This is a genomic window from Aureicoccus marinus, assembly GCF_002954325.1.
Lineage (GTDB): Bacteria > Bacteroidota > Bacteroidia > Flavobacteriales > Flavobacteriaceae > Aureicoccus > Aureicoccus marinus.
On the sequence record NZ_MQVX01000001.1, the window covers coordinates 2,067,915 to 2,094,637 of the forward strand.

Below are 26,723 nucleotides of genomic sequence, written 5' to 3' on the forward strand. Positions count from 1 at the left end.
AGTATTCATTGTTTTATTAAGTCAACAACTAAACATACCTAAATCGTTGTCAGTAATTCAAAAAATGAAATGAGCTGGATTGAAAATGCTATTAAATCTCTACTTCTAAATGGCGAAGGTGAAATTCATTCTAGGATAGAAAAACTTGGGACTGAATTAAATATCGATAAAACTCAAGCGCTTGGTTACTGTTATTTTATAAAACTTGATGGACAGGGTAACCCCAGGACTCAAGATCTAATAGAATTCGTAGCAGCAAAAATCATAGACTATTCGATCCCAAAAAAATTGCAAGATGAGGCTAGTGAACATCATAAAAGAACTGGTTCGTTTTCTAAAATATCCGACTTGGAGAAAAGAGCAAAAGCTCTCTTCACAGATCTAAATAAAACAGGTGAATTTGGGGAAATGTTACTTTATACTTTAGTGCAAGAAATTCTAGAATTACCGCAGCTTATCAGCAAAATGTCTCTTAAATCGTCTGGTAAATTACATTACCAAGGTGCAGATGGTATTCACGTAAAGTTTGACCCCAAGGATGAGACTTTGGCACTTTATTGGGGCGAGTCTAAAATGCAAAAAAAACTTAATGATGCATTAAAAAACTGTTTTGATAGTTTGAAAGGATTTTTACTAGACACATTTGGACATAATTCTACGCAAACAAGAGATCTTGAATTAATCACGCAAAATCTAAATCAGAATATAAATAATCCCGAGCTGGAAAAGGCCTTAGTGCGATATTTTGATTTAGATGACGATATGTCAAATAAACTAAAGTATAGAGGAGTGTGTTTTGTAGGTTTTGAAAGCAATAATTATCCATCGAAGCCATTTGAAAAAACACTTGATGAAATTAAAGATCAGTTTTTAAAGGAAATGGATGATTGGCTTAATAAAGGAGGAAAGCATATCAAAACACATGTAGGCCTTGAAAGTTTTGAAATACATGTCTTTTTAATCCCTTTTCCTTCAGTTCAAAAATTCAGAGACAATTTCCTTGAGCTGATTGGATCATGATAGCAGACCAAATTTATAACCTAGATAGTTTTAGAAGGCAATACCACGCCATTATGGCCTTGTCGGTTTCGCAAACAATTAAGAATCTTCAATGGGCAACGGATAAGGAAAAGTTACTTGATGAAATAAACTGGAATAACATATTGGGTATCGCCAGTATTTTAAGTCATTCGGATAATAGCGAGCATCTCGAGGCAGCACTCAGAATAGCTCAAACTTGTTTGACTAACGAAACATCTTCAATCCAAAAGTCCGGGGCTGCAGTCATTTTGGAAACATTAACGAATATGCCCGCTATTAAGCTTGCTGTTAAAAGAGAGCTTATCGATACTGACTATAGAGAAAATTTACCTGTACCGTTCAAACTTCTTAGCAACAAAGTTAACATTCAAAATTCTGTTCTTGTAAATTCAAAAGTCGTTTCATTCAATAAATTTCAGAAAAAAGTCTATGATGCTTCCAAAGAAAAAAGGACTTTGAGCATTTCCGCTCCTACATCTGCTGGTAAGTCTTATATACTTTATCAGCTGTTATTAGAAGAACTCACCGAGCCCAAAAAGACGATCATTTATTTAGTACCAACAAGGGCTCTAATTAGCCAAGTGGAGGAAGACCTTAGATTACTAATTGAGACAAATCAACTTAAAAATATTAATCTAACAAGCGTACCACATCAGGAAATATCAGAGGCAAATAAAAACCTTTATGTATTTACCCAAGAAAGACTTCACTGGCATCTCATACAACCAAAAAATTCTGATGTTGACCTCTTAATTGTTGATGAAGCTCATAAAATTGACAATGGGAACCGAGGCATCCTACTCCAAAGGAAACTTGAAGATGTAGTAGAATTGAACCCAGAAGTTAAAATATTCTTTTCTAGTCCATTTACATCTAATCCAGAAATTTTATTAAAAGGATTGAATTACTCTCAAACTTCAGAAATAATAAATACTGAATTTGTAGCTGTAAACCAGAATTTACTTTACATCTCACAAGTAGAGAGAAAACCAAAACTATGGCAAGTAGAATTAGTATTGAAATCAGGGAAAATTTCTCTAGGTACTGTTGACCTTATTGACCGTCCTACTACTGAAGCAAAAAAAATATCATTCTTAACAGACGCAATTTCTTCAAAAGAAGGAGGCAGTTTAATCTTTTCAAATGGACCTGCTGAAGCCGAAAGATATGCCAAGGTACTTTATGATCTTATCCCAGAAAAGTCGAGTTCTAATGCAATAAAGGAACTAATTAAACTTGTCAAAACAACCATTCATAAAGACTATTCACTTGCTAATGTATTACAAAAAGGAATTGCATTTCATTATGGAAATATGCCACTTTTAGTAAGACAAGAAATTGAACGCTTATTTAAAGAAAACGAAATTAGATACTTGGTCTGCACATCTACCTTACTAGAAGGAGTTAATTTACCCGCAACGGCAGTTTTTGTTCGTAAACCAACAAGAGGCAAAGGAAACCCATTAAATGAAAATGACTTTTGGAATTTAGCCGGTCGAGCAGGTAGGTGGGGTAAAGAGTTTAGCGGTAATATAGTTTGTATCGAACCCAACAATTGGGAAATTAAACCAACTCCTACTAAGAGGAAACAAAAGATAGAGCCAGCTTTAGACTCAATTAAACTAAGGCGAAGCGAAGAATTACTGCAGTTTGTACAGGACGGCAGTCCAAGGGTAATTGCCGAAACTGATCAGGAATTAGAGTTTGCCTTTTCCTATTACTACTCCAGATTCTTACAAGAAAAACTGAAAGAAGAGTCTAATTTTGAGCGTGACTTAATAAAGGAGTTTAAAGAACTTAGACTTAAAATAAAAATTCCTGATAGCATAATATTTCGAAACCCTGGAATATCACCTATTGCTCAAAATGAGCTCTACACATATTTTCAAAAAAAAACAGAAGACATAGAATCGCTTATTCCAGTTTACCCGGAAGACGTAAATGCTTACCAAGAATATGTAAAGCTTGTTGCCCGAATTGGTAAAACACTTGCTAATTTTCCTCCACAACTTAATAATTCTAGAGCTTTACTTCTTATCAACTGGATGAGCGGTAAACCATTGTCATTTCTCATCAGCGGTTCATACGAGAACTATAAATCAAAAGGCAGCTCCAAGAAGATTGACACGGTTTGCCGTGAAACTATGGATTCAGTTGAAAATTGCTCGCTTTAGATTCGCAAAAGAATCGAGTTGCTACATTGACATATTAAGATTTTTTCTGAAAAATTTAATCGGCAAGATTTAATTCATGAAATTCCAGATCTAAACCTTTGGTTAGAATTTGGAGTATCTCAAATAACTCAACTATCATTATTAGCTATAGGGTTGAGCAGAAATACTGTTATAACAATATCGGAATATATAGCCAGAACCGATCTAACAATAGAAGAAGTAATGAATTGGCTAGAAAAAGCAGAAATTCAATCTATGAGCCTTTCTCCAATTATGGTTGAAGATATAAACAAAGCGATTAGAAATAAAAATGACTAGCTAAAACACCACCTTTAATACGTGCCCTTCCTTATTCTTGGCACATCCAAGCCGTTTTTTTTTTATTTTTACAATGATTTATTCAGGGATTCCTACCCCAACCCCTGACTACTCGGAAAAAACCTGAAATTTCTATACTGCGTCTTCAAATAAGAGCTTAAATCGGCAGATCGGATACCTACTGATTCTTCATATTTACCTTTCAGGTTTTCAAGACTTTCTAAAGGAATTATGTAAATACTCTCCGGCCCCGAAGGCTCACCTCCAACTCCGAGGATAACAAAAGTCGGATAGTTATTCCTTTGACTGTACTTCAGGTAATTTGATAGTTGCCTAGCATCAAAAAGTCGGTACATACCACCCACTTTCTGCAGGTTCGATCTGTATTTACATTCAATAGCGAATGTATTATTCAATCCATCTTCCTTGTACTTAAGGGAAAAAACAAAATCTGGATATTTATTACTCTCTGGGCTATCATGGCCATACCTATCGTCACTTCTACTTTCTAACCATTTGTAATACCTCGAATCAAATCCTTCCTGAACATATCGTTCAAAGGCCTTTCCTTTACGAACGGATTCCTCTTCCTCATTTACTGCTTCATCTTCTTCTAGAGGTTCCACACTAGAATACTTGTCATTAAGAGTTCTTGAATCACCTCTTCTTTTTGATTTAGTATAACCTGATCCCTTGGCCTTATTGTATGACACTTTAACAGCACTCTTCTCAACCTTCGGCGGTGTAACCTCATCAAAAGAAGTCATCTGTTCAACTGGCCTGCTCTTATTCCCCGTCCTAGAACCGAATGACACCAAGGATGGATACTTTCTCCTCGAGTAAATAAAAAGTCCAACAGGTGCCAGTATTACAGCTGCATAGAAGAAGTAATGGAGATAACTTTTCTGAACAGTTGACGTATAGAAAAACGGCATTGATCTTTGACCATCGGCGCTTTTCCAAACACCGGAGATAGAATTATCCTCATTGATATATCCATCAAAGTAATCAATCAGTTTACCATCAGGATCAATTCCCCTATAACTAAGCCTATCTCCCTCAACAGCACCTTCAATTCTAACCGACCTTTTAAATATGTTGTAATGGTATGATCCTGTTACTTTGTCTCTATTAATCTCTAAAGTTCCCGTGACACCTATTTTCTTCCCAATCTCCCCTTGAAAAGAGTAGATTTCACCATGATGCTTTGAGCATGAAATAAACAAGCAGAGAAAAAGAATAAGGAGTAGAGTTCTTCTCATTCAGTGGCATTTAGTTAGTTGGGTTGAATAAATCATTAAGTGAATTATTCACTCAAATCTTCCTTTCCAAGATATTCATCTGTTCGAAGAAATCCTCAAAATATGTGTAGTTCTATCCGATTTATTCCTGGACGGGGAGTATGGACCTCGAACTCAGTAAATCCAAATCATGGAATAAGGTGTTGTATCCAATTAGGAGATTGATTAAAATAATAGGATTGTTCTATATTACCACGTTGATAGTATCTGATCCTACAAAATCAGAAGACTGCCAACTGACTAAACACCTACCATGCGCAAAATATACAGGGACTTTACATTAAGTGATTTAAAGGATCATTTTTGGGGAGGCAAAAAGACTCTCCTGGACGTAATGCTTTACGAGCAATACAAAAGAAGTAATGAGTCCATTCTTTCGAATTGGTGGTCAAGCAGACAAAGTCTTTACAAAGCCTCAAGCGATAATCTGTTTAAAGAAGCTAATGGTAAATGTGTTTTTTGTGAAGAGAAGTTGAGTCAATCAAGTCCAGTTGAAATTAGCAGTAGTATTGATCATTTTAGACCTAAAGGTCAAGGGCATAAAAACGAAGGAAAGTACTATTGGCTGGGATTTTCTTATTTCAACTTGATGCTTGTTTGCTTAACCTGCAATAACAACAAAAGAGCAAATTTTAAGGTAAAAGGAACCAAATTATCACCCCCATTAATCAAACCAAAAGTTAGCAGAGGTAGCGGGGTAATTCGACTTTCTGGTCTACCTGAAGACCCAAAAGATTATAAACGATTCCAGTTCTACAATTGGCATAGATTGAATCTTGAGTATCAAAAACTACTGAGGAAAGAAAAGAGTGAAAAGCCGTACTTCCTTAATCCCTATTTTGACAATCCGGAAGACTTTCTAGCATACAATCTTGTGACGGAGAATGAAAAGAGTCGAATCGAGGTAGTCCCCAAAGAAACAAGTGGATTCGCATTTGATAGAGCGAAGTATACCATAGAAAAACTAGATCTAAATCGAAGACATCTCTGTGATTCCAGATGTAGAGAACTCAAAAAAATGCAGAGTAGAGTCCGATCAATCAACCGATCTAACCTTAATACCTTCAAGAAAAAAAGAAAACTGAAACAAGTAAAAGAAGAGTTTACGGGTCCTGAGGCGCGATTCTCAGGAATGCAAAGCTATTTCTGGAAGAATCACCGAAAAGAGTGGAAATAGAATAATGAGAATATAGATCCTTCAACACCTTTACTACAGTTTTCTATTGCCATAGTGAATTTACAATTTGATCTAAGTTAATTAGTTGCTTTTAACCTCATCAAGCAACAACTCTCTTTCTCCTTTCCGATTAAAGTAAAAATATCTCCCACTGGCAGATCTAAAAATAGCTCGACCGACGAAGTCTAACCCAGAATATACCGCTTCAGTATCTCCAGGATAAAGATTCGAATTATTGATATTGTAACTCTCGAAATAATCCTCTTCTGAAGGATACTTGAAAGAGGAGTAATTATCTCTTACTCTTTTTCGGTCGAGCTCGGTCTTCTTATCATGCTCTTCGATTGTCAAAAGTTGCATATTACAAGGATCGTCCGATCCCCCTTCAAATAGTGGAATTATATGATCAATTTCATATCCTTTAGGAATCTGTTTTAATCCTTGACTTTCTAAGAAATCCCTTTTATTAGTATAACTCCTTTTGACCTGAGACTTCCCAGTTGTGACGTAGAATAGGCTGTAATAGTAGTCGGTCTTTCCAATTCTATAAGTCTCTTGCCCATAACAAACCCAGACATATAACGTGCTTAAACCTAAGGACCAAAGTCGTATTCGCATTTGAATATAAAATTCTGTAGTAAGCCTAAATTTCGAGAATACAGAAGTATCAACATTCTCTCGGGAGAAAATACCAATTTCTAATCCACCATGTCTACATAAAACTACCTTGAAATTATAGTTTTCTACTCTCGCGTACTTCCGTCAAATACTATTTTGTAATTACAATTAACAAAGGCACCATTATAAGTTTCAAAAATGATGCTTTCCTATAATTAAGCAAGAATGTCTAATCGAGTAAGAAACATCAAATTTCAAATTGAAGGCGAAATTGTTTTTCATAATTATGAAAAACATAAAAATACGGAGAAGGAAGTACTTCAAACACTCATGCACCAACGAAATTCCATTGAGCAAAAAATCGCTTATGAATTGTCCAGGAGATTCGACACAAGAGTTTGGTGCGACTTAATTTTTGAAGAAGGAAGTATAATAGTATCTGGCACCGTTATGCTCGAATGGATAATATTAGCTGGCGGAATTATGACTTTTATTGATTACGCCTCAAGAATAATTAACTGGACCCTTGAAAGGATAATAAGAAATGAGATAGGCAACACATTTACTAATCGTAACTATACGGTATTTATAATGAGTCATACTGATTATGAATCGACTGAACCCAACAGTTTACGTGAAATATCGCCAGCATCTCCATTTAACTTAAGGACGATACTAATCGCCATCACATTAGCCAACTTAATCCTAATACTAGGCGGTAATATATACAACTTTATTACAGTTGAATCTACAAAGGATCAATATTTAAAGGCTAAAGAAGAAGTACTTGAAATGAACTTCAATTTAAAAAACTTAGTAACTGACTTAAAGCTAAAAGAACTCGAGGCTCGATCTAAAATTGAAGCATTACCAAACAAACTAGAAAATGAATACTCCGAGAAACTCATTGACAAAAGAGATTCAATTATAAGTCAAATGAAATCTATTGATAGTGAATTAACCGTTTTATCTGACTCCTTAGGTTATTACAAAGACCCCTCTAAAACAGTTATCCAACTTGTAGAACCAGTATCCGAAAACAAAAAAAGTGTTCAATTTTCAGAATTGGACAATAGACTTATCATTGTGTTAGCTTTACTACACACAGGATCTCTAATTCTAATTTTAATCCTATTTAGAGTTAAAAAAAGAAAATAAATATTCCTAAGCTCCGTATACGTAATCGCCAACCAATGAACCACTTAGACCAACTAATCTCCTTCATCAGAACTTCTGAAGAAATCGAAATTGATCCGAGTGACAGGGAAGAAATCATTAAAATGATTAGACCCACCATTGGAATGAAAACCATTCCCTGTGAGGATAAAGACATTAAAGTTGGGCAATCAAAATTTGGAGGGAAACCCGATTTACCGAAAGACTTTACCTGGCCCAGAGCGAATGGAAAACCCATGCTATTCTGCGCTCAATACAATCTTTCTGAACTGACGGACCTAGACAAGGAAGATATCTTACCCAAAAAAGGATTCTTTCACATCTTTCTTGCCCTGGATGAAAAGGGTACTGGCTTTAGTGGAATGGATCATTCTTTTAAGTTTTCATTCAGTGAAGACGAAAATTTAGTGAGAACTGAATTTCCAAATGACCTAGAAGACCATCATAGCTTCCAACCGGCCCTCATTCAATATGTGGAATTCTATACCATTCCAGATGCTGAAAACTATAAATACTTTGAGCTCCAAGAAAAGTACGACGATGATCTCTATGATCTTTTCTATCAACCTTTGAAGAATTCATAGAGTATGACTCAACTCTAGAACCAAAAGACAATCAGCACCAGATGCTCGGTCATGACCGATCCATTCAGTCCAGCGTGGTCTATGATTTCGCAGCGAATGATCTAGGTATTCATGAATTGCCAAGCTCAGAATATAAGAAACGTTGGAATGAGATTCTAGAGCAATCTAAGACCTATGAATTGCTACTCCAACTAGATTGTTTTGATCCCAACACCGATATTAAAAAATATGGAAGCAGTGGCACCTTCTATTTTGGCCTGTCCAGAACTGATTTAAAAAACAAGAAGTTCGATGATATCAAGATGGAACTTCAGATGACGTAGATAAAGCCCAACAAGTCAACCTCTCGGCCTTTGACTTCCCATGTAATCTCCTCCCCCACCCACCTACATAAAACTTTACTTGAATTACAGCTTTCTGCCTCTTCTATATTTCTGGATAACGTAATTTGTGGATCGACTCAGAATAAAGCCCTAAGGCTTCCTATTATCCCCTGAGCCAGCTAGAATATTGAACCAACACTACCAATGAAAAAAACACTCACCCTTTCCATCCTCCTACTCCTAAATTTTTTCGGATGCATCGCACAGAACCAAAACGATCCCTATTGGGAATTTGATGAAGCAAAGCACTTTCGACCTGAGCTGAATAAGGGGGATTTCTACAAGTTAAGCGGTTTTGATTTTGGATGGTTTGTACTCGAGCCTATGTCCAAATTCGTCAAGAAGAAGGAATACGAAATTGAACGTAACAAATCCTTATCGTACGGACAAAAAGCACTTTACTATTGGTGGTATCTAGATGCCCAAGTTACTAATGGTGGGTTTGATCAATTCTATGGGAATGGCTACGGACCTTATGCTTCAACCATAATCAAAGGTCTTGAACATATTGGCGATACGGCAATGGCCGCGCTGGTCAAAAAAGCTGATAATATCTATCAAAGAAGCCAAAAGCAAATGGACAAAGCTCAAGAAAGTAGTTTGTCTTCAAGTGACTTCTATGCGGGGCTTGATGAACTGTCTTTGCTCGATTCAAAATACTATGAGATGAATGATAAGACGATGTCTTTAATTGAAGCATACATCCGTAAAAACCCAAACGAAATCTGTGTCGATGAAAATGGAAAGGAATTTGACTTAGCCTTTACTGGACTTTGCAAGACCTTTTATTCGGACAAAACTGTTCAAAATGAATTTCCACTTGAACAGGGTGTGATCAATGGAGAATTCAAATCTTATTACGAAAACGGAATTCTAAAAGAAAAAATAGACTTTAAGAACGGAAAGGAGACCGGGGAGCGCGAGGAGTTTTTTGACACTGGAACCCTAAAATACAAGGTCGTAAAAGACGAGTCCAATGATATTGTAACCTATAACTACTTCTACGAAAACGGAGTACAGAATAAGTTAGTAACGAAAAAAGGTTCTACGGACACCAGGTTGGGCGTAACAAAAGAATGGTATGATAATACACAACTTAAAGAGCAATCAGTCTATGTTGGCAAATATACCCGGGCCGGAAAATGGGTAAAATTTTGGAAAGATGGAAGCAAAAAACTGGAAGCGAATTTTGAAGACGGTAAAGCATTTTACCAAAACTATTGGACTGAAAAAGGAGAGCAAATTTTAATTGACGGAACAGGACTTTATATAAATGAGTATGAATGGCTCAATAAAATGCGTAGAGAAGAAACCGGCTATAAAAATTACCTCAAACACGGTAAGTCTAGAAGTTTCACTGAAGGCTTATTACGATCGGAAGAAGAGTACAAGGATGGTAAAAGACACGGTGTTTCAAGAAGTTATTACAAGAACGGAAATTTAAAGCAAGAATCTGTTTATGAAAATGGTAAGGAGATTTCTTTTAAATATTTCCGGAAGTTTAAAAACCCAAAAGTCAAAACAAATATTATTTCCAGAATATGCAAGGGTTGCTATGACTTCCACGAAGGGTATCTACTTCCAGACAATCAACCCTTACCGATTAACGGTCAAGAATTAACACAAAGATTTAAGGCTGAAACCTCCATTATTGAGGCTTATGATGATGACAAAGTACTTTCCTATGGCTACTATTTATTTATTGACGAGAAAGGAAATGTAGAAAACATAGATTTTGCCGTTGGAGATAATATGTGGATACATGAAGAATTACAATCAAGTATGTCAGAGCTAAAATTTGAACCGGCCTTAAAGGATGGAGAGCCTATAAAAAGTATACATTACGTTCGATACCAATTACGCTTGGCCGAATAAAGTACTCAATCCATGAAAATCGCCTCCGCCCAAATCAATTCTACCGTTGGCCATATCCAGTCCAACCTGGAAGAACATTACCGCTTAATTGAAACAGCCATTGCGGAGGGTGTTGAGTTGATTGCTTTCCCTGAAATGTCAATTACCGGGTACTGCAGAGAGGAAGGGAAGGAAATGGCCTTTACCGAAAATGACCCCCGTTTAGATCAACTAAAACAGCTCGCAACAAATGGGAACATCCATATCATCGCCGGAGCACCAATTCTAAAATTAGACAAGCTATACATAGGGGCCTTCGTCATTTATCCGAACAAGCCGATGGCCATTTACACAAAACAGTATTTACACGACGGGGAAGAACTGTATTATGCTTCATCAAGGGATTTCAACCCCATTATTCAACTGGGCCAAGAAAAGATCTCCCTAGCCATCTGTGCCGATATCAATAACGAAGATCATCCCAGAGTGTCCTCTAAAAATGGAAGCACCATCTACATACCCTGCATCTTCTATTCAAAAGACGGAATGGGTAAAGGCAAGGAGCTATTAGGCGCTTATTCCAAGGACTATTCTCTGAACATTCTGATGTCTAATTATACAGGAGAACTCTGGAATATGGAAGCCGGGGGTCAAAGTGCATTTTGGACCTCCCACGGAAAACGCTGCGGCCATTTAGACTCTAGTGAATCGGGACTCTTGATTGCAGAAAAGACAGGTGAAGAATGGACAACCAACAAACGACTTGCATAACCATGAATAGAGTCAACCCACCACAATCCATTAAAACCGGCATCATAAAAATGCGAAAGGTCCTGGTTGTTTTTAGCATCCTTCAAATCCTTTATTTCTTCTTCTCCTTCTCCTCCTTGAATACAGATTTTATAAATATTCTGTGGTCCATTATGCTCCTATCATTTTACGCTTATTACCTCTTTTTCATTTGGAATATGCCTTTAGACAAAGCAGACAAATGGACGGAAACTATTCTAGCCTGTATCTTCGGAATTCTCGCTATGTGGATGTTTATACAGTTCAATGATATCAGTAAAAGGAAGAACCAAAAGACCTGAAAAAACAACTAATTAATGAAATACTTTCTCCCCTTTCTCTCACTATTAGTACTGTTCCTTAGCTGTAACTCCTCAGTAAGCGAAGAGGATTTAGTCCCTATTTTCGAGAATGACTCCATAAATCTTTACGCCTTCGTCGGGAAAAAAGTCTCGGTGGTTCAATTCAATCCGAACAACGGAAAATCTATGTTTAAGATAGATTCAATAACAGGAGACACCGTTCTCGCATCCGGACTCATTTGGGATAGAGGCTTCCGCAATAAATACAGACTCCTTAAAAACATTTTCAATGAGCTAGAGCCTGGGACCGTTGAATTCGTTTCTTATGACCACTATGGTCGACCGGAATATGAAAAGTACTCTCATGTGATTTTATACCTTTCCATCAGTCAAAAGACGGGACATACTATCACCAAAAATACCAATTCGACCCTGTAGAAAAGACGAAAGACGGTACTTGGAAAGGACCCAATGGAGAAAGTCTAGAGGAACTATTCAACGAAAAGAAAAACGGAGTATTGACCGCTCGTGGAATATTTGAAGAGTAGAGCATGAAGGCGAAATATTAGAGCATTTATCGGACGATATTAAAGCAAGAGTTTCCTTGTGCCGAACCTATTTTAGACTGACTTGGATTGCATTTATACTCTTTGCTGTGCTTTCGATTATGCCAGTAGTAATGACATGGGAATAAAAAATGGATAAAGTAGAAATAGGTAGAAGTCGATCAAAGACATTCTTACTGATTTTAGGAGCAATTGCTTTTGTAGCAGCCGGTTTAGGAATGATATACGCTTCAGATACTGACATGTTTGAGAAAGTAATTGGAGGAATAAGTATTTTGTTCTTTGGTGCGGCAATACCCATAGGCATCAAAAAACTCATCAAAAATGAGATTGCGATAGAATTGAATGCGAAAAAACTGATTATCGAACCAAAGTCATCCAAAAGGTTAAGCCTGGCTTGGGACAAGATTCAGGGTTTTGACGTGATCAAAATTAGTGGTACCAAAATCATTATCATTCTAGTGAATGAGCCCGAAGAGTGGATTGAAAAAGAGACCAATTCAGTAAAGCGAAACCTGATGCAGTTCAACCTAAACAATTACGGCTCCCCCTTCAATATAACCTCAACCGGATTAGCTGTTTCGCATTATAGTCTTCTGGATCTACTAAATGAATACCAGGGAAAGTATAACTTGAAAAAATAAATGGAATACAGAAAAGTATTCCTAACCAAACTCACTCAAAACCAACCAACACAATGACCAAACTAAAGAAAACACTCCTGCTGATACTTTCCGTATCACTCCTAACCAGCTGCGATTTCATCAAGAATGCATTTACCTACAAAGACACCACTGAAGAGTTTGTGGATGCTCTTATTGCAGAGGATTACGACAAGGGATTGTCCTATTTAGCTACCGAACACGTGGCTTATCAGGGTGCCAATAGAGACTCACTAAAAATCGGACTTCGGAACTTCGGTCAATTAATCGTAGACAATTTTGGAAAAGAACTGGACTATAAGTTCATGACTGCACACAAAACCTTTTCGACCATTGAAGGACAAAGCACGGCGCCCAATACCACCTTAGCGAGAATCGAATTTGCGAATGAAACGGAGTTCGGTGTTTTTGAAATTATCTTCGATGATTCCACCAATAAAATTTTACGCATAGACACCCTGGATGTAAAAGAGCCCATTCCAGATATGACTTTCTTTTGGCTCGTTGGGCTCCTAGCCATTTGCGTTCCGATATTCAATATTTGGGTCATACGCAAAATCAAAAAGAGTAAGGTCAAAAGAAAATGGCTGAAGTATTTGGGTGTACTCATCTTCAATGTTCCCTCCTTCACTTATAACGCCGTACAAGGGCTTTCCTTTAGTTTATTAAGCTTTCAATTCCTGTTTGGAATTGGTTTTTACTATATGGGATATCTCGGATCTGTATGGACAGTCGGAATACCGCTTGGAGGTCTGTATTGGCTCTGGAGATTGAAGGTAAGATCGAAGAAAGAAGCTGCAGAGGCTAAAGCTCAGGCTGAGGTTGAAGCGAAGGCCGAAGCTGAACCGGAGGCTGAGGATTTAAGCGAACAAGAGGATGAATAAGTAATAATCGTCTCAAATGAACACTACAGTTTTAGAAGCCAAATTAAAAAGGCATAAAATTTCTTATTCCAATGAAAATGGAAAAATAGTGATCGGAAAACATAAAACAGACCTGGCAACTATAATCGGACTCATTATTCTTCCTATTGCCGCTGGTATCGGAATTTGCTTAATGATGATCCTAAACAACATTGATTTTAGCGGAGCGAATAGTGGAAGAATAATCGCAGGAATCATTTTCTTTTTTGGTACAGGATTTTTCTATTTCTCACGGCTTAGATCCAAAAAGCAAGCAAACGACAACCTAAAGACACTTGATCATAAGGTCATCAAAGTCAAAAACGAGTTTGGGGAATTTACATTCGACTCAACGAACATAGAAGACTTTGAATTTTCGGTAGAACAAATTGATGAAGAAACCTTTGAAGGAAATCTCTATTTGGTAGACCATGAACAAAGGAGACACCAGATTCTAGGATTTGATGATGAGACCGAGCAATATGTCCTAAACGATTTAAAATGGTTCATTGAATTCTTCATGACCCATGTCGGATTACCGCTTTCCTAAGGCAATTGAAACAAATCAAGTTTGCACTAACATTGAATGAAATGAAAAAACACTTCCTTACCCTCCTCTTCGCATTAATACTAACCGGCACCTACGCCCAGGGCACCAACGATATTAGTACAGAAACGATTTGGAGAGTAAACTTTTTAAACCCCGGACTTGAATTGGAATTACCCACAGGTACCCACTCCACTTTCTCCGCTGGTCTTGGAGTTGGCTATGGCGGTGGATATCCCGATCTGACCTTTGGTGGCAATGGGTTCATCTACATTATCAGCCCCTTTTTGGATCTACAAGAAAAGTGGTTTTACAATCTCAATAAGCGGGACAGCAAAAACAAAACCACGGAAAACAACTCCGGGAATTTTGTCTCCTTACGATTCATCACACGCGGAAATTCTATCGCCGAAAACGTAAGCCGGACCTCAGACTTTGACTTCGCTATTGGCCCCACATGGGGAATTCAGAGAAAATACGGAAAGAACTTTCACCTCCTCCTCGATATCGGACCTCAATACTATTTCGACACCAACGGAAATGGAAATATCTGGCCCATCATGCTGCAATTGAACTTGGGTATTGATTTTAAAAAGAGGTAAGAGCCACTTATTTTTTCAAATGCCCTATCCCCAAAACACAAGGCGTTTTCAAATTGAATTTTAGGTAACTTTCTAACCGGTTGGAACCTTAATAAACCTTGTTTATATTACCACTGATCCTAGTTTAAACTTTTTAAAATTAATTACATAATGCGCGTACACTTACTCACCCTTCTTACGGCTTTATCTTTCATTCAGCTTACGGCCAATATGGAAAACCTGATACCAAAGAGATGAATCTTCGATCCCGGGTAAGGATGATTATTGAAACAGATTTTAAACCGACCGTTGCCAACAATCAAATTGTGAGCGAAAAAAGAGGACGTTCTACCCGTTACCTTTTCAATGAATTAGGCTATAAACTCACCGTTACCAACAATTATGAGAATGGCCTACCCTACATGCTGTACACCTACACTTATCAAAGCAATAACAAAAAGCAGTTAAAAGAACTTAAAGCGTATGAGTATAATAATAGCGGAAAACAGTTTCTATACGACCGAGTCGTATACCAGAATTACGATAATTCAGGTTTTGCAGGTTTAGTTTGGGGCTTGATAGAAGATAAGTACGATCGCGATAACAAGTTTTATTCAAAACGGAAGTATCGTATGAATCGAATGTGGCTGCCCACCGAGGTCGAGACCCTTGAAAGCACCTTAGGATATAAAGGTGCTAGATCGTATTACAAGTACGACGAGCAAGGTAACAAAACGCAGTATAGTTACTACGGTTCAGGTGGAGGTAGAATTCAGTTTCAAAAATTTCAATACAATTCCAGGAACCAGCTAATCAAGTCTCTGGATTACAATAGAAATGGAACCTTGAGCAGCTTTTATACTGTCTCCTACAACACCAAAGGCGATATCATAACCAAGAAATTCTTCGATTCTTCGGATGTAGTATACAGAACGGAAAGCTACACGTACAAATACGATACAAAAGGGAATTGGACCCGCCGGATTAAGAGTATAGATGGAAAGCCTACAGAAATTCATAGCCGAACTATAGAGTACTACTAAGATTTCCTAAATACTAGAAGTATTCATATTTAAAGCTACTTATTCCTATAGTTTCCAAGAGATAAGGTTAAGCGGTTTTGGTCAGTTTGGTAAGGCCATTAACTGAAGTATCTATCAGCCCTGCTCCAACAACCCAACAGCAACCCCAGAAAAAAGCACCCCTGCAAGGAGGAAGCATTGAACACACAATTCGATTCTTGCACTCCTTTCCTCGCGCCAATTCGCCCGTATCTGCCCAAGCACATTCCATCCCCAATACACCGTCAGCAATACCCCAAAGCCGTAGAGGTAATTAACTATTCCCGAGTGTCCCGTGAGCATCAAAACCAGGGACAACAGGCAGCAGCTCAGAGCAAGTAACCCTATTCTCAGGTTAGCGAATCGAATACCCCTTCTCCTCGATTTAAAGAAAACCAGGATCAGATTAGTAATCAGAAGCAGTGCAGTGAAAAGAGTACACAGGACGATAGCAGATAGCTTGGGAACAGAGCCCGAGAGCAGCAGTCGGTAAGTCAAATTCTGCGCAAATTGATCCCCTAACCTAGAAGAGTTGGTAAAGACCACAAAGCCCCATTCTTTCTCCTTGTCAAAGGCAAAATAGGAGGAAAATCCATCATTGTTACCGCTATGGGTATACAGTTCGCTTAGCCCCAGCACCGACAATCGTGTAAACCCAAGGGTATAGTCCTCCTGGAGCAAGCCCGAAACAATTTCGGAATGAGGACGGTAGAGCTCTGCAAAACCTTCTTCAGACAAACCTTCTTCCTGCATCATGGCGATCATCCATTTCGAAAAGTCAATCGCTTCGGAGTGAATTGTTGTTGGCGCCACAAAGACCGAATCCCGGCTGGTCCACCATTCACTCTTACTCTTATCAATCCAATTTCCGTCCACATCATAGGGCTGGGCCTTGTACTTTCGGGTATAGTCATTCTTGATAAATACCGTGTGCTCTAACCCAAAGGGAATCGCCACCCGTTTTTGAAACTCCGCTTCCAAACCCGCCCAATTGGTGTTTAATAAATGCTTTAGCACCTCAGCCAAATACTGATAGCCCTCGCCAGAATAATGGTAGGCGGTTCCCGGTTCAAACTGAATGAAGAGTTCCTTTTCGGGATAGTCGTCTCGCCAATTCGGGAATCCCGACCGGTGCGAAAGGACGATTCGGGCCGTAATTTTCTTGTACCGCTCATCATGCTCAATAGCCGGGTTGGGCAAGTATTCGTAAAGCGGTTTATCCAAATCCAGCAGGCCCTCCTCCACAAAAGTCATGGCAAAAAAACCGAACACCGATTTTGAAATCGAAGCCCCTTCGAATAGAGTCGTACTATCGGCCAGAATCTGCCTCTCTTTATTGGCGTATCCTTTAACCCTGTGATAGACCACTTCTCCCTCATTGATAATGGCGATAGAAAGACCAGGCATATTCAGCGCCTGCATCTGCTCATCAATAAAGGCATCGACCCTCTCTTTAGAAACAGAAGTACCCAGCAAGGTTTTAATTTGGGTCTCTTCCTTATGGCAACTACTGAAAGCGATGGTAAAAACAAAAAGCAGAATGAGTCTGAAAACGAACTTTTGATCCATGAATTTTTTTGGACCAAAGTATCTGTATCCTTCTGATCTCCAGACCAAATTCTAAGCATAGTTACGAATGACAGCCTTTTAGGGACGAAATCAATTAGACGGCAAACGCTCCTTGTAGTTCTTGCTCACGGGAACTTCCATTTGGGTAAGGGAAAGGGTGTTTCCGTTTTTCCAGGAAACCAAATGATCGGCATTGATAAGGTGCGATCGGTGCACCCTGATCAGCTCTGGCAGTTCCGTTTCGATTCGCTTTAGGGATGTTCGAATGGTCTTCTGCTTCAAAACACCGGCCTCCAAATAGTAGACATCGACATAGTTCTGCGAGCTCGAAATACACACCAGGTCTTCCCGCTTGAGCTTCAAATAATCCAGCTTATAGGTGCCGCGAATAACCAGCCATTGATCCGACTCGTGAGGTAATTTTACCAAGTGCATTCGTGCGAAAACAAGGAGCGGTGTCACCACAACGATCGAAGGCAAAAAGACCTTCAGAAAAAACTCAGGCACCGAATAGATCCCATTAAAAAAATCGCTCTTGTGGTAGAGATAACTCGGAAACCATGCCAGGGTATAAAAGAGTACAAAGAATAAGAGCTCGTAAGTTGCACTCCACTGCTTAGAGGTCCTGAAGATTTCTTTTTGAAGTGGAATAAGGACCAGGTAAGAGACCAAGGCGATTAGACTGTGCCCGGCAGCCAAAGTCAACCATTCCGAAATGGACAAAGGTTCCTGCTGAAAAGGCCTGATGAGCATTATAAAAAGAAACAGCCAACCCCCGATCAATAAAGAGACAATCAAATTGGGTTTAAAAGAGGTGCTGATCCGTTTCATTCAGGTGGGCAAAAGTGTCTTAAATTAGACACAGGGTATTCGGTGAGAATTTCTTCTACCGGAATACTAAAATTAACGAAAAGAGATGGCATCGGAAGGCATGAAGAATCGGTATTTAAAATTTGATGCCGGCCAAGACGGCACTGGTATAAGAGATGAGTTCAGCGGTTATATCGATCTAAAAGAGCTGCCCATCTCAGGAGATCTGATCCGTGAAATAACCCAATGGGTAGCCGAATACCCTTCCGCTCCGTATGAAAGCTCCAATTTAACCCCATCCGAAATCTCCAAGCATGATGATCTCGGAATATCATTAATGAAACGAACCGCCATAGAATTGGGAGATGGATATAAGTTCAAATACTTCTCTGATATTACCTCAATGGAATATTTATTGATGGATAACGGGAGTATAAAGAAGTATAGTTGACATACTGCCTCAACCACATGAAACAAATAGTACTCATCCTCTTAATCGTAATTTCACTTTTTAGCTGCAATAGCAACGAAAAGAGAAGCAAAGATTTCGGTGCATTCGAAATGATGCTCCCTCCGGGCTATAAGAAGTTTAAACTTCAAGGGATTGATAGTTACGTAGGAGGAATCACAAACGGTAAAGATTCCCTGATTTTTGATTACGGCTGGTATTCGGGCGATTTAAGTAGTGCGGCTACGAATCAACAACTCTTTGCCATAGACACGATAAATGGTAAGCTTGCCGAAATAACCAGGCCCAAAATAAAAGGAAAGGGGTTTACCGGATTATATATTGACAAGGCCTATAAGGATAATAAAATCACGTTCATAGGATTCAATATTGAAGATGAGGAATCCATTCTGGAAGCTTTTAAATCCATCCGATTTCCTGATAGCGACACTACAATCAATTCAATAAAGTTCGATTTTTCTATAACGGCAGCCCCTTCTTCAGGACGAAAACTATTTCATATACATTGTGCTGCTTGCCATTTCAAAGATCGCAATATGACAGGGCCAGCTTTTTCTTCCATAGAAGAGTCTAAATTCTATTCTTGGATCCTGGATACAACAGCCATCATTCAACCAGATTCCACTCGCTATTCGATAAAATATCACCGCGAAACTTTTGGTAAAACCCTTAATGAGATAGATGTTCAAAGGTTAATGGAGTATTCTAATTCAGATCGCTAAAAAACTAATTAATTGGAACTTATCACCCTTGTAACCTTTGACAATACCATTGAGGCCCATATGGTGAAAGCCAAACTCGAAAGTGAGGAAATTACATGCTTTCTATTCGATGAAAACATGGTGACCCTTTATCCGCTTTACAACATTACAGTAGGCGGCATAAAACTTAAGATTAATAAAAAGGACGAGAAAAAAGCCAGGAAAATCCTTTTGGAATTCAGCAACTCTAAGCTACTGGATGATGAAGGAAACCCTATTCAATGCCCAAACTGCAAGTCCAACGAAATCTACAGCGGATTTAAATCAATGAAAGGATGTAAAGGCGTTCTATCGGCTATTGTATCTTTCTTTTTCCTTGTCTTTCCGGTTTATTTCAAGACACTTTACAAGTGTAAATCCTGCGGGAAAGAGTTCAAACTCAACGAGGAATAAAACCAACTTTACGATTCCGAATATCTACAATCACTATCTTACTGCTAAATCACTAAGATGAAAAACCTCAGCCTCCTCTGCTGCCTCAGCCTCATCCTGAACTCCTGCATGGTGGAAGTGAAAAAAGAAAGCACTCCCACACCTCCGGAAAAAAGCACCAAAAAAATTGAGTTGGATCTCAGCGAAGCCAACCGTTTGGCAGACCTGCCGCTGGGATGTATCCAGAATCCCCTCCCCTACAAATCAGGGCTGGTCGTGGCGAAAGAAAGTGATTTGGCCATGCCGATAGACCACCACCCGGCCTTCTATGGTTGCTTTGACTGGCACTCCGCAGTCCACGGTCACTGGTCTTTGGTTTACCTGCTCAAAAACTTCCCTGATTTAGAAAGAAAGGACGAGGCCATACAAATGCTCAATCAAAACCTGACGGCCGAAAACATCGAAAAGGAGGTGGCCTATTTCTCCATCAACCGAGAAAGCAAGTCCTTCGAAAGACTCTATGGCTGGGCCTGGCTTCTCAAGCTCCAGGAAGAGCTCTACACCTGGGATAACCCCCAGGCCAAGCAGTGGTACAAAAACCTCCAACCCCTGGCGGACTATGTTTCGAACGCCTACCAGGAATACCTGCCCAAACTGCTCTACCCCATCCGCGTGGGAACCCACACCAATACGGCTTTTGGGATCAGCTTTGCTTTTGACTACGCCCAAACCGTGGGTGACGAGGAGCTGATGGCCTCCATCAAAGAGGCGGCATTGCGCTTTTACAGCGAAGACAAGGATTGCCCTATTGAATGGGAACCGAGCGGGCACGACTTTCTTTCGCCTTGCTTGCAAGAAATTGATATCATGCGGAAAGTCCTTTCTGAAGAAGAGTTTGCCTCTTGGTCCAAGGAGTTCCTACCCGCCCTGTATCAACAGAAGCTCGTGCTGGTTCCAGGACAAGTCAAGGACCGTTCCGATGGCCACCTGGTTCACTTGGACGGGGTGAATTTTTCCAGAGCCTGGTGCCTCTACCCCCTCAAAGAAAACAACGCCGCTTACAACCTGGCCACAGATCACCTGGACTACTCCTTGTCTAAAATCACCGACGGCGATTATGCGGGCCAGCACTGGCTAGGGTCTTTCGCCCTCTATGCCTTTAAAACCAAGATCGAAGCGCAATAAGCTTTTATCTTAAAGTCTTTTGACTACATTTAGGACTTATGCCTTAATCAATAGGGATTTGAACGCTGCGTTCACGATGCGTCTTTGCCCCCGTTTACAAAGAAATTTATGGTTCGATCCTTACTCTCGAGACTGCTTATTGGCTTCTTTCTACTCACTTCTCTTGCAAGTGCACAAGTGCAATTGGGAAGTGGAAGTTACACCACCAATTTCCCCGGAACGGATGTTGCGGGCCGAAACGGATTTCCTGCCGGCACTCCCCAACTGAGTGGTGCAGCGACGGGACGACCTGTTCCCACAAACGATTGGTGGTCTAAACTGGTAAAAGAGGACCAAGCTGACAATTTGTTCAACTACCCCATGACGATGAAAACCACCTCCACTGGCTTAATCGTCACCTATATCCCCTGGGGAGTCATCGGAGATTCCGCTCCAATCGAGGTGAGTCTGTCTGGCCTGCAAACAAGCAGAACAACGGTTTCGGATTTTTCAGACTGGACAGTTACCATGAACTGGAAGGATGCCGACAACGAACTTTCGGTCACCTCCGGAATCGGAATGCCCTTTCTCTATTTCGAAAAAGAAGCCAATGACCAGGTAGAAATCAAAGTAAACAGCGGTACGGTCACCATCAACCAAGAAATGCTCATCATCGAAAATGCGAATCAGGGCGCTGATTTTGTTTTTTACGCCCCAACGGGAGCAAGTTGGACCCAAAGCGGAAATACCTATACATCGACCCTGGACAACAAAACCTATTGGTCCATGGCCATACTGCCACAGTCCACGGCCAACGTAGCTCAAATGGCCGACAGCTTTAAAGAACACGCCTACGTTTTTCCTGCGAACACCTCTACTTCCTGGAGTTACAATGAATCGAATTCCGTGATGACCACGGTTTTTAACATCACTCCTGATATCAAAGAGGGAAGCAACTCAAATGTACTACAGGGTTTACTTCCCCACCAGTGGGATCACCTCTCCAGCGGGAGCGCAAGCCCTAATTTTGAAACCTATTCCAGTGTAAGAGGCGATCTAAAAATGCTGCAAGGGAATACCTTTAGCGTCGAAAACACCTTCTCGGGCATCCTGCCTACACTCCCCTTTCTGAGCCCTTACAGCAACTCTTTTGATCCGGCTGAATTGGATGAGAAAATTCGACAAATCGAAGACAATCAGCTCGATCTCTGGACCGATTCGTATAACGAAGGTCAATTGATGAACCGACTGGTACAAACGGCGCGTATCGCCCATGAGATGGGAAACTCCGCTTCCAGAGATAAGATTGTAAACACGGTTAAAAATCGCCTGGAAGACTGGTTGACCTATACCTCCGGGGAAGTAGCCTTCTTGTTTTATTACAACACGGATTGGTCGGCCATGCTGGGCTATCCGGCGGGGCACGGTCAAGACACCAACATCAATGACCACCATTTTCACTGGGGATACTTTATTCACGCCGCTTCCTTTTTGGAACAGTTTGAACCGGGATGGGCCGATCAGTGGGGGCCTATGATCAACCGCCTAATTCGCGACGCGGCATCTCAGGACCGCAATGACAACGACTTTCCGTTCTTGCGAAATTTCAGTCCATTTGCTGGCCACTGCTGGGCCAATGGATTTGCCTCCTTTCCTCAGGGCAATGACCAAGAGTCCACCTCCGAGAGTATGCAATTCAACTCCTCCCTTATCCACTGGGGAACCTTAACAGGACAAGACGATATTCGGGATCTGGGTATTTATCTCTACACCACGGAACAAACCGCCATTGAAGAATATTGGTTCGATGTTAGCGAGCGAAATTTTCAGCCCAATCAGACCTATGGCCTGGTCTCTCGCGTCTGGGGAAATTCGTACGACAACGGTACCTTTTGGACCTCGGACATCACCGCTTCTTACGGGATCGAGCTTTATCCCATCCACGGAGGATCTTTTTACCTGGCCAAGGATAAAAATTACGTCAACAAGATCTGGTCCGAAATCGAAAACTACACCGAAATACTCAACCCCAACTCAGACAACCCCAATTTGTGGTACGACACTTTTTGGAAGTATTTGGCCCAAATCGATCCGGCCAGGGCAATCGAACTTTACGAACTCTCGCCAGACCGAACCCTGAAATTCGGGGTTTCCGATGCACAGACGTACCATTGGCTTCACGCCCTCAATGCCATGGGAACTATACTCCCAGAAATCACCGCCAACTACCCCATCGCTTCCGTTTTCGAAAAAGAAGGGGTAAAAACCTATGTGGTCCACAACTACTCCAACAGCGCCATTGATGTTCAATTCTCAGATGGTTTTGTTTTGCAAGCGCCGGCCAACCAGCTCACCACCAACCGTTCCTTGGATATCGAAGCCCAGCTTAGCTCCAGCTTCGAACAGGCGTATGCAACGGACGAGTGACCCTGAGCCTCACCGTTCAAGGAACACCAGCTGACCGGGTTGAATTCTATGAAGGCGAAAACCTCTTGGGTATCGATACCGAGGCTCCTTATGAATTTTTAACCGAGAATCTGGAAATCGGTAAACGCAACTTCTATGCGCGTGCTTATGTGGGTGAAGCCTTTGAGATTTCGAATATCGTCAGTGTTCAAGTTGGCGAACAACTCCCTTATAACGGGCAAATTCACAGCATTCCCGGAACCATTGAAGCCGGTCATTACGATATTTTTGAAGGAGGTCTGGGGCAGGGCATTGCTTATTTGGATATCTCTAAAGGAAACAACGGGGATTTTCGTCCAGAAGAAGACGTCGATGCCGCATTAGTCCAGGGAGAAGGAGCCACCATTGGCTGGATATCCGGAGGTGAGTGGGTTGAATACAGCATCGATGTCACTGAATCCGGCTTGTATGATGTCGCCTTTCGTTACGCATCGGGCAACAATGCAGGAGGAGGCCCATTTCAGTTAGAACTAGACAGCTCCTCGATCTCCAATACCGTCTCGGTCCCAACGACCGGGGCTTGGGAGAGTTTTGCCACGCAAACCATCCCTGATATCGCCTTGCCGAAGGGAGAACATATTTTGAGGATCGCCTTTAGCAGTGGCGAATTTAACCTTGGGCGCCTCACCTTTACACGGACCGCAGATTTACCCTATGAAGTACCCTTGGCTGATGCGGGCGGCAATAAGACTGTTGTGCTTCCCAACTCCAGTACTGGCCTGGATGGAAGTGGAACCGAATACAACGGAACTGAGAAACTGATCTATACCTGGACCCAATTGTACGGTCCTTCCCTGGTCAGTTTTGATAACGCGAATGCGATTTCACCCCAAATCTCGAACCTGGTAGAAGGGGTGTATAAAATCCAGCTCAAAGTGGATGACGGCAGCTATTCAGACACAGATGAAGTCCTGATCATCGTGAACCAGACGGGGAACAGCGTTCCCAGCGTAAGCCTTCTCACCCCAGCCGATGGAAGTTCCTTTCGCGAGAACGAATCCATCTTCCTGAGTGCTTCGGCCTCTGATGTCGACGGAAACATCACCAAAGTTGAGTTCTTCCAAGGGAATCAGAAGCTCGCAGAGGTAACCGAATCGCCTTATGAATATACCTGGGCAGGAGTAAATCCAGGCAGTTATGAGCTTACGGCCCAAGCCACCGATAGCGGCGGGGCCATCAGTATTTCTTCAAGCAATACCATCACCATTAACGAAGTACAGAGTTGCGTAGAAAACAGCTCTGATGCCCAGCAGGGTCAATTCAGTGTCGGCTATATCTCGACCTTCGAAACAGTGGGCAATAGTGTGACCATCACCTTTGAATTGCTCGACACCGATAAACCAGGGCTAGTGGCATTTTTATGGCAAGAAAGCCCCTTCCAGGAATTCAATATGGATCAGATTGGTGCACAGGTCTTTCAAAGAACGATTACGGGCTTAAGCAGCGGACAGCAAATCAGCTATGCTTGTAAGTTTGCCTTTGCGGGTGGACTTTCGGTAACCAAGTATATTCAATATACCGTAGGCAGTGATTGCGCGGGCGAAAATGACACCACCGCGCCGACCAATTTTTCGGCACAGGTGAGTGAGGTGGGCTCTACTTCTGCGAACTTTCATTTACAGGCAGAAGATAACTCCGGAAGCGTGGTCTTTTCGTTAAAATTGGGGAATGAGGAACGTTTATTCTCCGGTGATTCTGGGGTCCAAACCGAAGCCACCTGGTCTGGACTGAATCCTGAAACAAACTACAGCTTTTTGGCCAGTGTAAAAGACGCCAGCGGAAATGAAAACGGCAACACTATCACCTTAAACGCGACGACCACCGAAAGCAGTAACAACGCTTGCAGTGGGCAGCGAGCGGATTCACAACAGGGCGCATTTCAAATCGGATACAATTACTGGTTTAGCACCCAAGGCAACAACGTCGTTCTCGAATTTGAACTCCTGGATAACCGTTCAGATGTCATCGCTTATATCTGGAGAGAAAATCCCTTCCAAGAAACCCAAATGAACAATTCGGGCGGGAAGAGATTCAGCATAAATCTCGCCAACCAGACTCCGGGAACAACCATTAGCTACGCTTGTAAATTTGCCTTCGCAGGAGGTCTTGCCGTTACCCCCTATCTTCAATATACCGTAGGAGATGATTGCAACGGCGGAAATTCCGACGCAGACAATGACGGCGTAGCAGACGCAGATGACCTGTGCCCAAACACCCCGGAAGGTGTCCAAGTCGATGCCTCCGGTTGCGAGCAGTTCAGCTTACCTTCAGACAACTTCCTGATTTCGACTACCTCGGCTTCCTGCCAGGTTCGACCAACGGGATGATTACTATTGGAGCTTCGGACACCTCTCACCAGTATTTGGTAAACGTACCTGGCGAGGGCACCTATAACCTTTCTACTGCCACCCAGCACACTGCGAGTATTGATGGTTTGGCCGCGGGCAACTATGAAATTTGCATTACCGTTTCCGGAGTATCCGATTACGAACAGTGTTTTACCGTCACGATCACAGAACCAGCTCCGCTCTCGGCGAGCTCAAAATTGAACCCCGACAGCAAATCAGTGAGTATAGATCTCGACGGAGGCCAGAGTTATTTAATTGAACTCAACGGAAACATTACGCAGACCACGGATTCCACTTTGATCCTCCCTCTTCAGACGGGCTTGAATTCACTAAAAATATCGACGGACAAAGATTGTCAAGGGGTATTCTACAAAGAGTATTTTATCAGTGAAGAAGTCCTTCTTTACCCAAATCCGGTAGAAAGTGAAGCCTTCCTCTACATCGGCGGACTGGAAGAAAATGTAGATGTGACCATCAACAACTCGGCAGGTCAGCTGGTACTTCAGAAGAAAATGAACATCCCCTCGGATCGTCTCATCCAACTCGATCTTTCGCAATGCGCTCTGGGAGTTTACTTTATCACGCTCGAAGCCCCTACGGTGCAATCACAGCTAAAAGTAGTGAAGCAATAAGCATCAAATTAATCTCTTTGTAACCTATGTTACCAAAGAGCAATGACCTATTTTATACTTTTAGCTCTATGTTCTTTTCGTCCAATCGATGAGAAC

The 26,723-nt window shown here is 41.1% G+C and carries 25 protein-coding genes; 22 read left to right on the forward strand and 3 right to left on the reverse strand.

From position 1 onward, the window contains the following. Positions 1-69: 69 nt before the first annotated feature. Together BST99_RS09625 and BST99_RS09630 are read left to right on the forward strand one after the other, a co-directional pair. The gene (locus BST99_RS09625; protein ID WP_105001612.1) at positions 70-1,020 is read left to right on the forward strand and encodes a HamA C-terminal domain-containing protein; all 951 of its coding nucleotides are present in this window, start codon (positions 70-72) and stop codon (positions 1,018-1,020) included. After that, positions 1,017-3,215 carry a DEAD/DEAH box helicase gene (locus BST99_RS09630; protein ID WP_105001613.1) on the forward strand — a complete coding sequence of 733 codons (2,199 nt, stop codon included), beginning with the start codon at positions 1,017-1,019 and terminating at the stop codon, positions 3,213-3,215. The genes BST99_RS09625 and BST99_RS09630 overlap by 4 nt, the downstream gene beginning before the upstream one ends. Before the next feature lie 410 nt (positions 3,216-3,625). On the opposite strand, the gene BST99_RS09635 is transcribed toward BST99_RS09630, so the two are convergent. Continuing rightward, the gene (locus tag BST99_RS09635; protein ID WP_105001614.1) at positions 3,626-4,795 is read right to left on the reverse strand and encodes a hypothetical protein; all 1,170 of its coding nucleotides are present in this window, start codon (positions 4,793-4,795) and stop codon (positions 3,626-3,628) included. A 292-nt stretch (positions 4,796-5,087) separates the two neighbouring features. On the opposite strand from BST99_RS09635, the gene BST99_RS09640 reads away from it, so the two are divergent. The 13 genes from BST99_RS09640 to BST99_RS09705 all read left to right on the forward strand — a co-directional run bounded on the left by BST99_RS09640 (position 5,088) and on the right by BST99_RS09705 (position 16,018). After that, positions 5,088-6,011, forward strand: coding sequence for an HNH endonuclease family protein (locus tag BST99_RS09640; protein ID WP_146106259.1), 924 nt, complete (start codon positions 5,088-5,090; stop codon positions 6,009-6,011). 843 nt (positions 6,012-6,854) lie between these two features. Further along, positions 6,855-7,787 (forward strand): hypothetical protein, encoded by a 933-nt coding sequence (locus tag BST99_RS09650; RefSeq protein ID WP_105001617.1) that lies wholly within the window; start codon positions 6,855-6,857, stop codon positions 7,785-7,787. 35 nt (positions 7,788-7,822) lie between these two features. Continuing rightward, positions 7,823-8,389 (forward strand): DUF1963 domain-containing protein, encoded by a 567-nt coding sequence (locus tag BST99_RS14815; protein ID WP_105001618.1) that lies wholly within the window; start codon positions 7,823-7,825, stop codon positions 8,387-8,389. Next, complete coding sequence (locus BST99_RS14820) at positions 8,386-8,712, forward strand: YwqG family protein (protein ID WP_262494668.1); 327 nt, start codon at positions 8,386-8,388, stop codon at positions 8,710-8,712. The genes BST99_RS14815 and BST99_RS14820 overlap by 4 nt, the downstream gene beginning before the upstream one ends. A 204-nt stretch (positions 8,713-8,916) precedes the next feature. Next, positions 8,917-10,647, forward strand: coding sequence for a DMP19 family protein (locus BST99_RS09665; RefSeq protein WP_105001620.1), 1,731 nt, complete (start codon positions 8,917-8,919; stop codon positions 10,645-10,647). 12 nt (positions 10,648-10,659) lie between these two features. Continuing rightward, entirely contained in the window at positions 10,660-11,397 is a 738-nt protein-coding gene (locus tag BST99_RS09670; RefSeq protein ID WP_105001621.1) for a carbon-nitrogen hydrolase family protein, read from the forward strand. 2 nt (positions 11,398-11,399) lie between these two features. Continuing rightward, complete coding sequence (locus tag BST99_RS09675; protein WP_105001622.1) at positions 11,400-11,717, forward strand: hypothetical protein; 318 nt, start codon at positions 11,400-11,402, stop codon at positions 11,715-11,717. Between the two features lie 15 nt (positions 11,718-11,732). Then, positions 11,733-12,155, forward strand: coding sequence for a hypothetical protein (locus BST99_RS09680; protein ID WP_146106260.1), 423 nt, complete (start codon positions 11,733-11,735; stop codon positions 12,153-12,155). A gap of 259 nt (positions 12,156-12,414) precedes the next feature. Further along, on the forward strand, positions 12,415-12,927 hold the full coding sequence (locus BST99_RS09685) for an STM3941 family protein (protein ID WP_105001624.1): 513 nt from the start codon (positions 12,415-12,417) through the stop codon (positions 12,925-12,927). A gap of 53 nt (positions 12,928-12,980) precedes the next feature. Next, the gene (locus tag BST99_RS09690) at positions 12,981-13,829 is read left to right on the forward strand and encodes a hypothetical protein (protein WP_105001625.1); all 849 of its coding nucleotides are present in this window, start codon (positions 12,981-12,983) and stop codon (positions 13,827-13,829) included. Between the two features lie 16 nt (positions 13,830-13,845). After that, positions 13,846-14,397, forward strand: coding sequence for a hypothetical protein (locus tag BST99_RS09695; protein ID WP_105001626.1), 552 nt, complete (start codon positions 13,846-13,848; stop codon positions 14,395-14,397). A gap of 41 nt (positions 14,398-14,438) precedes the next feature. Beyond that, the gene (locus BST99_RS09700) at positions 14,439-14,996 is read left to right on the forward strand and encodes a hypothetical protein (protein ID WP_105002485.1); all 558 of its coding nucleotides are present in this window, start codon (positions 14,439-14,441) and stop codon (positions 14,994-14,996) included. A 233-nt stretch (positions 14,997-15,229) separates the two neighbouring features. Further along, entirely contained in the window at positions 15,230-16,018 is a 789-nt protein-coding gene (locus BST99_RS09705; protein ID WP_146106261.1) for a hypothetical protein, read from the forward strand. A gap of 114 nt (positions 16,019-16,132) precedes the next feature. Here the strand turns inward: BST99_RS09705 and BST99_RS09710 are convergent, their stop codons facing one another. Continuing rightward, a complete protein-coding gene (locus BST99_RS09710; protein ID WP_105001628.1) occupies positions 16,133-17,605 on the reverse strand; it encodes a serine hydrolase domain-containing protein in 1,473 nt (490 codons plus the stop codon). Positions 17,606-17,695: 90 nt separating this feature from the next. Next, positions 17,696-18,436 (reverse strand): LytR/AlgR family response regulator transcription factor, encoded by a 741-nt coding sequence (locus BST99_RS09715; RefSeq protein ID WP_105001629.1) that lies wholly within the window; start codon positions 18,434-18,436, stop codon positions 17,696-17,698. A gap of 100 nt (positions 18,437-18,536) precedes the next feature. Here BST99_RS09715 and BST99_RS09720 point away from each other — a divergent pair, with 100 nt between their 5' ends. From BST99_RS09720 to BST99_RS09750, 7 genes are all read left to right on the forward strand, one after another. Next, entirely contained in the window at positions 18,537-18,866 is a 330-nt protein-coding gene (locus tag BST99_RS09720; RefSeq protein ID WP_219843829.1) for a hypothetical protein, read from the forward strand. 17 nt (positions 18,867-18,883) lie between these two features. Beyond that, the gene (locus BST99_RS09725) at positions 18,884-19,606 is read left to right on the forward strand and encodes a hypothetical protein (RefSeq protein WP_146106262.1); all 723 of its coding nucleotides are present in this window, start codon (positions 18,884-18,886) and stop codon (positions 19,604-19,606) included. A 12-nt stretch (positions 19,607-19,618) separates the two neighbouring features. Beyond that, a complete protein-coding gene (locus tag BST99_RS09730) occupies positions 19,619-20,038 on the forward strand; it encodes a putative signal transducing protein (RefSeq protein WP_105001632.1) in 420 nt (139 codons plus the stop codon). Between the two features lie 57 nt (positions 20,039-20,095). After that, positions 20,096-21,202, forward strand: coding sequence for a DUF2891 domain-containing protein (locus tag BST99_RS09735; RefSeq protein WP_105001633.1), 1,107 nt, complete (start codon positions 20,096-20,098; stop codon positions 21,200-21,202). 108 nt (positions 21,203-21,310) lie between these two features. Then, entirely contained in the window at positions 21,311-23,608 is a 2,298-nt protein-coding gene (locus BST99_RS09740) for a glycosyl hydrolase (RefSeq protein WP_105001634.1), read from the forward strand. Further along, positions 23,605-25,974, forward strand: a complete 2,370-nt coding sequence (locus tag BST99_RS09745) for an Ig-like domain-containing protein (protein WP_105001635.1) — start codon at positions 23,605-23,607, stop codon at positions 25,972-25,974. Before BST99_RS09740 ends, BST99_RS09745 begins: the two co-directional genes overlap by 4 nt. Beyond that, positions 25,971-26,627, forward strand: a complete 657-nt coding sequence (locus BST99_RS09750) for a T9SS type A sorting domain-containing protein (protein WP_105001636.1) — start codon at positions 25,971-25,973, stop codon at positions 26,625-26,627. Before BST99_RS09745 ends, BST99_RS09750 begins: the two co-directional genes overlap by 4 nt. Positions 26,628-26,723 lie beyond the last annotated feature (96 nt).

Excerpts from the sequence above, each read along its gene's own strand:
- BST99_RS09625 (WP_105001612.1), top strand. The coding sequence starts at position 70 with ATGAGCTGGATTGAAAATGCTATTAAATCTCTACTTCTAAATGGCGAA.
- BST99_RS09630 (WP_105001613.1), top strand. The coding sequence starts at position 1,017 with ATGATAGCAGACCAAATTTATAACCTAGATAGTTTTAGAAGGCAATAC.
- BST99_RS09635 (WP_105001614.1), bottom strand. The coding sequence starts at position 4,795 with ATGAGAAGAACTCTACTCCTTATTCTTTTTCTCTGCTTGTTTATTTCA.
- BST99_RS09640 (WP_146106259.1), top strand. The coding sequence starts at position 5,088 with ATGCGCAAAATATACAGGGACTTTACATTAAGTGATTTAAAGGATCAT.
- BST99_RS09650 (WP_105001617.1), top strand. The coding sequence starts at position 6,855 with ATGTCTAATCGAGTAAGAAACATCAAATTTCAAATTGAAGGCGAAATT.
- BST99_RS14815 (WP_105001618.1), top strand. The coding sequence starts at position 7,823 with ATGAACCACTTAGACCAACTAATCTCCTTCATCAGAACTTCTGAAGAA.
- BST99_RS09665 (WP_105001620.1), top strand. The coding sequence starts at position 8,917 with ATGAAAAAAACACTCACCCTTTCCATCCTCCTACTCCTAAATTTTTTC.
- BST99_RS09670 (WP_105001621.1), top strand. The coding sequence starts at position 10,660 with ATGAAAATCGCCTCCGCCCAAATCAATTCTACCGTTGGCCATATCCAG.
- BST99_RS09675 (WP_105001622.1), top strand. The coding sequence starts at position 11,400 with ATGAATAGAGTCAACCCACCACAATCCATTAAAACCGGCATCATAAAA.
- BST99_RS09680 (WP_146106260.1), top strand. The coding sequence starts at position 11,733 with ATGAAATACTTTCTCCCCTTTCTCTCACTATTAGTACTGTTCCTTAGC.
- BST99_RS09685 (WP_105001624.1), top strand. The coding sequence starts at position 12,415 with ATGGATAAAGTAGAAATAGGTAGAAGTCGATCAAAGACATTCTTACTG.
- BST99_RS09690 (WP_105001625.1), top strand. The coding sequence starts at position 12,981 with ATGACCAAACTAAAGAAAACACTCCTGCTGATACTTTCCGTATCACTC.
- BST99_RS09695 (WP_105001626.1), top strand. The coding sequence starts at position 13,846 with ATGAACACTACAGTTTTAGAAGCCAAATTAAAAAGGCATAAAATTTCT.
- BST99_RS09700 (WP_105002485.1), top strand. The coding sequence starts at position 14,439 with ATGAAAAAACACTTCCTTACCCTCCTCTTCGCATTAATACTAACCGGC.
- BST99_RS09705 (WP_146106261.1), top strand. The coding sequence starts at position 15,230 with ATGAATCTTCGATCCCGGGTAAGGATGATTATTGAAACAGATTTTAAA.
- BST99_RS09710 (WP_105001628.1), bottom strand. The coding sequence starts at position 17,605 with ATGGATCAAAAGTTCGTTTTCAGACTCATTCTGCTTTTTGTTTTTACC.
- BST99_RS09715 (WP_105001629.1), bottom strand. The coding sequence starts at position 18,436 with ATGAAACGGATCAGCACCTCTTTTAAACCCAATTTGATTGTCTCTTTA.
- BST99_RS09720 (WP_219843829.1), top strand. The coding sequence starts at position 18,537 with ATGAAGAATCGGTATTTAAAATTTGATGCCGGCCAAGACGGCACTGGT.
- BST99_RS09725 (WP_146106262.1), top strand. The coding sequence starts at position 18,884 with ATGAAACAAATAGTACTCATCCTCTTAATCGTAATTTCACTTTTTAGC.
- BST99_RS09735 (WP_105001633.1), top strand. The coding sequence starts at position 20,096 with ATGAAAAACCTCAGCCTCCTCTGCTGCCTCAGCCTCATCCTGAACTCC.
- BST99_RS09740 (WP_105001634.1), top strand. The coding sequence starts at position 21,311 with ATGGTTCGATCCTTACTCTCGAGACTGCTTATTGGCTTCTTTCTACTC.
- BST99_RS09750 (WP_105001636.1), top strand. The coding sequence starts at position 25,971 with ATGATTACTATTGGAGCTTCGGACACCTCTCACCAGTATTTGGTAAAC.